General features: G+C 35.2%; 4 protein-coding genes. 2 read left to right on the forward strand and 2 right to left on the reverse strand.

The window, feature by feature from the left end; translation table 11 throughout:
- Positions 1–673: 673 nt before the first annotated feature.
- Both RLT85_RS13895 and RLT85_RS13900 read right to left on the reverse strand, forming a co-directional pair.
- On the reverse strand, positions 674–2842 hold the full coding sequence (locus RLT85_RS13895) for a T9SS type A sorting domain-containing protein (RefSeq protein WP_311402647.1): 2169 nt from the start codon (positions 2840–2842) through the stop codon (positions 674–676).
- A gap of 177 nt (positions 2843–3019) precedes the next feature.
- Entirely contained in the window at positions 3020–3754 is a 735-nt protein-coding gene (locus tag RLT85_RS13900) for a CDP-alcohol phosphatidyltransferase family protein (RefSeq protein ID WP_311402648.1), read from the reverse strand.
- A gap of 120 nt (positions 3755–3874) precedes the next feature.
- Between RLT85_RS13900 and RLT85_RS13905 the strand changes: the two genes are divergently transcribed.
- Positions 3875–4945 carry a putative type IX sorting system protein PorV2 gene (locus RLT85_RS13905; protein ID WP_311402649.1) on the forward strand — a complete coding sequence of 357 codons (1071 nt, stop codon included), beginning with the start codon at positions 3875–3877 and terminating at the stop codon, positions 4943–4945.
- 297 nt (positions 4946–5242) lie between these two features.
- Positions 5243–6835 (forward strand): apolipoprotein N-acyltransferase, encoded by a 1593-nt coding sequence (lnt, locus tag RLT85_RS13910; RefSeq protein ID WP_311402650.1) that lies wholly within the window; start codon positions 5243–5245, stop codon positions 6833–6835.
- Positions 6836–7087: the final 252 nt, after the last annotated feature.

Raw genomic sequence — 7087 nt, forward strand, 5'->3', positions numbered from 1 at the left:
AAGTTCTTATTCACTTTTAATTTTGCACTTTTCACTTCTCACTTTTAGCTTTTCATTTTTCACTTAACAGCCGCTTTTAGTTTCTAGTATCCAGCTTTTCAACTCGCTTTAGAAAGATTCTTCATTCCACTGCGTTTCATTCTGAATACCAGTTCTATTTCAGCTTTTAACTTTTCAAATTTCACTCAACGTCCGCTTTTAGTTTCTAGTATCCAGCTTTTCAACTCGCTTTAGAAAGATTCTTCATTCCACTGCGTTTCATTCTGAATGACAGTCCTATTTCAGCTTTTAACTTTTCAAATTTCACTCAACGTCCGCTTTTAGTTTCTAGTATCCAGCTTTTCAACTTGCTTTAGAAAGATTCTTCATTCCACTGCGTTTCATTCTGAATGACAGTCCTATTTCAGCTTTTCATTTTTAGCTTTTAACTTTTAACTTCCGAGAGTCCATTTTCTGATAACTGCCAACTATAATCTAGCACCATGAGATTCTGAATAAAATCTTTCCTCTGTTCAGATTTTTCCAGAATGACAGGACTGGAGAGAAAGCGATGTTGAAATCATGATCAAAGATCTTTCAATCACCCCTAATTGATAGATATTAAAAAGTCTCGTTTAAAATTTTTAAACGAGACTTTTTAGAGTATACGTAATTGCTACAGAAGCAACTATGCTTATTTAACGATTAGCTTTTTACTAAAGCTCTTATCATTCGTATTTACATTAACAATATACATACCTGCGGCTAGAGAAGAAATATTTAACTCTAAAGTATTGGATGATCCCGCAGCAAAATCTTGTGTGAACATACGGTTTCCTAAAATACTATAAACACTTACACTAGATTTATTTCCTGCAATATCTTCTGCACTTATAAATACCAAATCAGTTGTAGCTGGGTTCGGATACATTTGTACATTCTGTTCAAGAACATTTACCTGAGTATTTAAACTACTTTCAGTAAATACAATTTTAAAACGATTAGAATTTATACTCGCTTCAATATCTTGGTCTACAGAAAAAGAAAACCAATTTGTTTGGTTGTTTTCAAGTGGCGTGTACGTATCTAAATATGCATCATACAAAGAAGCGTTCACCATTTCTAACCCATTAAGCTCCAATTTCAATTGATAATCACTTGCTCTATAGGTATAGTTTGCCAACTGAATTTCATCTCCCGATATTGGTTCACTTCTATTTTCCAAACTTAACAACTCGTTATTAGTATTAATAGCAATGTTCTCATCTAAATTGAAAAGCTTTCCAGCATCTGCTTCATTTACTGCATCGTTGAAACTCGTATTAAAGTTAATTGCAAAACCATCTATAGAATTTTCTGTATCGTTCTGCACAAACATATTTACATGTAATGTAGCTGTTTCTGAAGCTTGAGCTCTAAAAACTGGAATGGTTTGATTAGAATATTCTTTATCACCTTCCTCAAAATTAATTGCTACAGTACCGCTTACATTCTTCTTCTTCACAAAAATGGATTGCCCTGGTTGTAAAAATTTATTAGCGCTAGAACTTGCATTTGTGTTTGTATTGTATAAGGTCTGTACTGTCACAAAAGCTCCGCGTACATTCACTGTAGGATCCCAAACATATATAAATTGCGGATTAATTTGAGGAGAATTCGTCAAAACCTTTTCCATATCGACAATCGCTTGATAAGGATTTCCCATAAATACATATCCATTTGCTGGTGCATCTGTAGTGAGTTGGACATTTCCTTGATTCAAAGTTCCTTTAGTTCGTATCACTGTAGGAGTTGGTGTAGCAGTATTGCTATTAAGATTTATACTTCTATCTCCTCTAATCATTAAACGATAAGCTTTACCAGCTTCAATTAAATTTTGACTGGTAGTATTAATCGACGTCCAGATTTGAGCAGAATCATCATAAGTAAAGAGAGATGAATTTCCTGATGGAGTAGCATCAAAACCATTATTACCATTCATAGATCCCGTGATATGTGTTCCATAACCTGGATTAGGATTTAAGTTTTGAGCGGTAGTAGTATTATTTACTCCTTCCTGCCAATTTTGCTTTATACTTCCTGTTGTGCTAACGGCAGAAGAGAAGAATCTAAAAGCTCTTTTTGCTGGAAAATAAGTTTCCACTGTTACTTCTCCAACTACTTCTCCACCTTGAATAGAACCTAAAACAGCAGTTCTATTAAAATAACTTTTAAATGTAAATTGATCGTTGGTATAAAAATAACCTTGTCTTAAACTTACTACCCCCGTCACAGAGATTGGCGTATCTAATGTTAAAGACACTGCGTTTTCAATAATTAAATGCTTTATGATATCATTTTCAAAAACGTTAGGAGAAATATTTTGCGCAGCTGCTCCTTTAAAATAGATTTCAGATGCAAATGCAGAGGCCTTAATAAAGTTACTCGCATTGGTGGTGAAACCACCAGTAATGGTTAATCGATTTCCGTTCACATCAAAATTAGCAGATCCCATATTTTCATAATCCATAATCATAACATTTTCCGTAAGAATAATGTCGTTTGCCACAGTAGTAGAAAAAATAATATTTACTGCTACATTCGTAGGAGGCGCTACGTTATTTAACCAATTGCTATTGGTTGACCAATTAGTATTTGTAGCTCCTGTCCACGTATACGTGTTGGGTGCTTGCAGTACCAAATTAACCATATAAGTATGATTAAAAAAGCTTTCTGAGCTTGAGGGAAGCAACTCAAAGCTTCTGTTATTATCTTCGAACCAATCGCTATTTTGAGTGTCTACCCAAGTAGTGCTTTTCCCCAGAATTGTTCCTGTACATAAAAGAAAAAATAAAAAAAATAAGTTCGTAAAGTTCTTCATCATTAGTAGGTAAATTAATTAGATCACTAGAAATCAATACAAAATAATTTCCTTTGGACAAAATTAATCTACAGAAATGCTTAAAAAAAGAAGAATAAGATATACACGATAAACAGAACTTTTTATCGCTAAGTTAAATTCTAGCTCACAAAAAACTTAGTAAATATACGCCTTACTAAATCACTCCCTAACCATAAGAGAGAGAATAATATATCCTATGATAATAAAAGGTAGCGCTAAGAAATGAAAGAGAATTAAGCCTATAACACTCAAGGCTAAGAAAAGATACCGGTACCAATTATCTTTCAGCGAAAAGTTCTTAAATTTTAATGCAAAGAGGCTCACTTCCGCGTTAAGCAAAATACAGCTCAACACACTTAAACCGATTAAAAAATAAGGATTTAAAATAATTTTCACCGCCCATTCACTTTCATGAAAATGAAGAATTAAAGGCAAACTAAAAATTAAAATCGCATTAGCTGGAGTGGGAAGACCTATAAAAGAACTGGTTTGTCTATCATCTATATTAAATTTTGCCAATCTATAGGCAGAACCTAGAGTCACTAACAAGCCAAATACCGCAATCCAAGGGAAGTTGATCTCAAAACTAGAAGCACCCCAATTTTTGGGCACCAATACTTCTGCTCCCACTGCTTGACACAATAACTGAAACATTACAAGTCCCGGTGCCAGACCGCTAGTCACCATATCTGCCAAAGAATCCAATTGCAACCCTAGCTCACTTTGTACGTTAAGACTTCTTGCTGCAAGACCATCAAAAAAATCGAAGAAAATACCTAAAGCTACAAAAAAAGCAGCCATTAAAAGTTGATTTTGTAAGGCTAAAATAACGGCAATACTACCGCTCAACAAGTTTAATAACGTAATAAAGTTAGGAATTTGCTTCTTCAACATACCAATAAATTTTTTCAAAAATACAAAAGAAAGGCTTCGTACAATGCAAAATACAATAACTAAGAAGAATTAAAGTTTATATATTATAAATAAATAAGATATTTGCAAAAAAACGACGAAGTGAGAATACTACTTCTACTCCTTATAGGTTTAATTACATGTTCTACTTCTGCGCAAAGCATTAGAAAGTATTCGAATGAATTTTTGAATATTGGAGTTGATGCTGCTGCTTTTGGTATGGCCAATGCCGTTACTGCTACCACAGGCGACGTTAATTCTAGTTACTGGAATCCTGCAGGTCTTACCCGATTAGAGGATAACGAAATTGCCCTTATGCACGCCAGCTATTTTGCCAATATTGCGAATTACGATTATATTGGCGGCGCAATGCCTCTAGATGATCGCAGTGCAGTTGGCTTTAATGTGATTCGGTTTGGAGTGGACAATATTATGAACACCACAGATCTTATTGATAATCAAGGTGACATTAATTATGACCGTATTAGTTTATTCTCTGCGGCAGATTATGCGTTTACCTTTTCCTATGCTCGGCAATTGCCGCTAGACGGACTTTCCTACGGCGTTAACGCCAAAGTGATTCGGCGTATTATTGGAGATTTTGCGAACTCTTGGGGTTTTGGTTTGGATGCCGGAATTCAGTTTCAATCTAAAAACGGTTGGGAGTTTGGAGTAATGGCACGAGATATCACTACCACTTACAATACGTGGTCGATTGATGAAGATGAATACAGCAGTATTCAAGATGCGGTAGAAGGACAAAACCAAGAATTGCCAGAAACTACAGAAATCACTTTACCCAAACTTCAATTAGGAGTTGCCAAATCTTTTAAAATTCGGTATGATTTTGATATTAAAACCGAGTTAGATATGCACATGCGATTTACCCAAACCAACGATCTTATTTCTAGCTCGGCGGTGAGTATGACGCCTTCTTTCGGATTTGAAGTGGGTTATATTAAAATGATTTATTTACGTGGCGGTGTGGGGAATTTTCAAAATGTAGAACAGTTAGACCAGTCTACCAAAGTAGGATTTCAACCAGGATTTGGAGTCGGTTTTAAATACAAAGGTATTCATGTAGATTACGCCTTTACCGATATTGGCGACCAAAGTGTAGCTTTATATTCTAATGTATTTTCTTTAAAATTAGACTGGAGCGTTTTTAGATAATTCACGCTTATCCCTTTTTTATTGCACATGCTCTTAGCGCTTATCCACTTCAGCAGAAGAAAAAATATTTTAAATTTTATTTTCTACATACTTGTGTAGTGTCCAGTTTAGTCTAATTATGTCTCCTAAGTAACGTCAAGCCTTTCATCTTCCTGCTAGCATGAATTCTTTCAGGCTAGCGCTCAAAACAAGCTAAAATATAAACCTTCTTTGCCAGTAAAAGACACATTTCACTTAGGAAGTAAAATTTCTTTATTTTAAAGTGATAATCTTATCTTTGCGCATATTTTTATCCTTATGATTAAAAAATTCATCGCTGCTATTTTTAGCGGAATATTACTCTCGCTAGCCTGGCCCACATACGGTTTCCCTTTATTGCTTTTTATCTCTTTTATTCCGCTGTTATGGTTGGAATATGATATCCGTCAAGCGGAAGAAAAAAAAGGAGCGCTTCAAGTTTTTCTCTATAGCTACCTTACTTTTTTTATCTGGAATTTCACCACCACCTCTTGGCTCTATTACTCTACCCCTTTTGGTATGTGGTTTGCAGTGGGAGTTAACTCTCTACTGATGAGTTTAATAGTTTTGGTCTATCACTATTTAGCAAAAAGAGTTCCTTTTCATATTTCGGCTATATTTTTAACTTCGTTATGGATTAGTTTTGAAAACCTTCACTTACAATGGGAATTTTCTTGGCCGTGGCTTAATTTAGGAAATGCTTTTTCTGAATATTACCAGTGGATACAATGGTATGAGTTTACAGGAACTTTTGGAGGAACTTTATGGGTCTGGATTTTAAACTTTATCATTTTTAAAAGCATTTTACTTTACCTTCAGTATAAAGACACCGCTATCTTAAAAGGAGTCGCAATTCATGCCATATTGCTCATAGGGATTCCTATTGGGATTTCGTACTATATGTTTTATGAGCTTTCCTATGAAGAAGAACCTCAACTGGAAACGCTTATTCTGCAGCCCAATATAAACCCGTATACCGAAAAATACAATACCAATGATAAACGTATTGGAGAAGTCTTGTATCAATTAACACAAGAAAAAATAAGCGAGAACACAGAGCTCGTACTTGCTCCCGAAACCGTTTTTGCAGACGGAACAGAACTCACGCAATGGGATTTTTCTTTTGGAAAAAATCTAAGTTTAAAAATGATAAGTACTTATCCTAAAGCAAATTTTCTAGGCGGAATCTCATTTTATGAAAAAATTACTTCCGAAGAAAATGTAGAAGAGCAAACCAATTTTGTGAGAGAAGGCCTTTGGTACAATGACTATAATTCTGCTTTTATGCTGAATTCAAAGAAAGAAGATCAAATTTACCATAAATCTAAATTGGTGGTTGGCGTAGAGAATTTTCCTTATCAGAGTGTTTTAAAGCCCATCTTAGGCGATGCGATGATTGATCTTGGTGGAACGGTAGCGATGAAAACCACGCAAGAAAATCGGGAAGTATTCCAAACGCTACAACAGCATAGAATTGCTCCTATTATTTGCTATGAATCAGTTTATGGGGAATATGTCACTGGCTATGTAAGAAATGACGCTCAAGTATTAGCAATTATCACCAATGATGCTTGGTGGGGAAATACTCAAGGGCACCAACAACATTTAAGTTATGCAAGGCTACGTGCGATAGAAAGCAGACGGTCTGTTGTGCGAAGCGCCAATACAGGAATTTCGGCAGCGATTAATCCAAAGGGAGAAATCATGGAAAGTTTGGGCTACGAAAAACAAGGAAGTCTATTGGTACAAGTTCCTATCGTTAAGAAAATCACCTTTTATGTCCGCTACGGAGATTATATCGCAAGAATTTCCCTATTTATGCTCATCTTTGTCTTGCTCTTTGCGTTTACTCGTAGAAGAGGGGACGTTTAAGGATTGGTTTGTGTGAGATGAGGATGCTGAAATCGTGCTAGGAAATTTGAAGTATTCTACTTTACAATCAACACCAAGAAAAACGAGAAGAAGATGCTGAAACAAGTTCAGCATGACAGTTCTGTTTGTTATTCCCATGTGACCTCTCACCCTGAATTTATTTCAGGGTCTCATTCTAGGAAATTTGAAGTATTCTACTTTACAATCAACACCAAGAAAAACGAGAAGAAGATGCTGAAACAAGTTCAGCAT

Origin of the sequence: Mesonia ostreae (assembly GCF_031845265.1) — a bacterium.
GTDB lineage: Bacteria > Bacteroidota > Bacteroidia > Flavobacteriales > Flavobacteriaceae > Mesonia > Mesonia ostreae.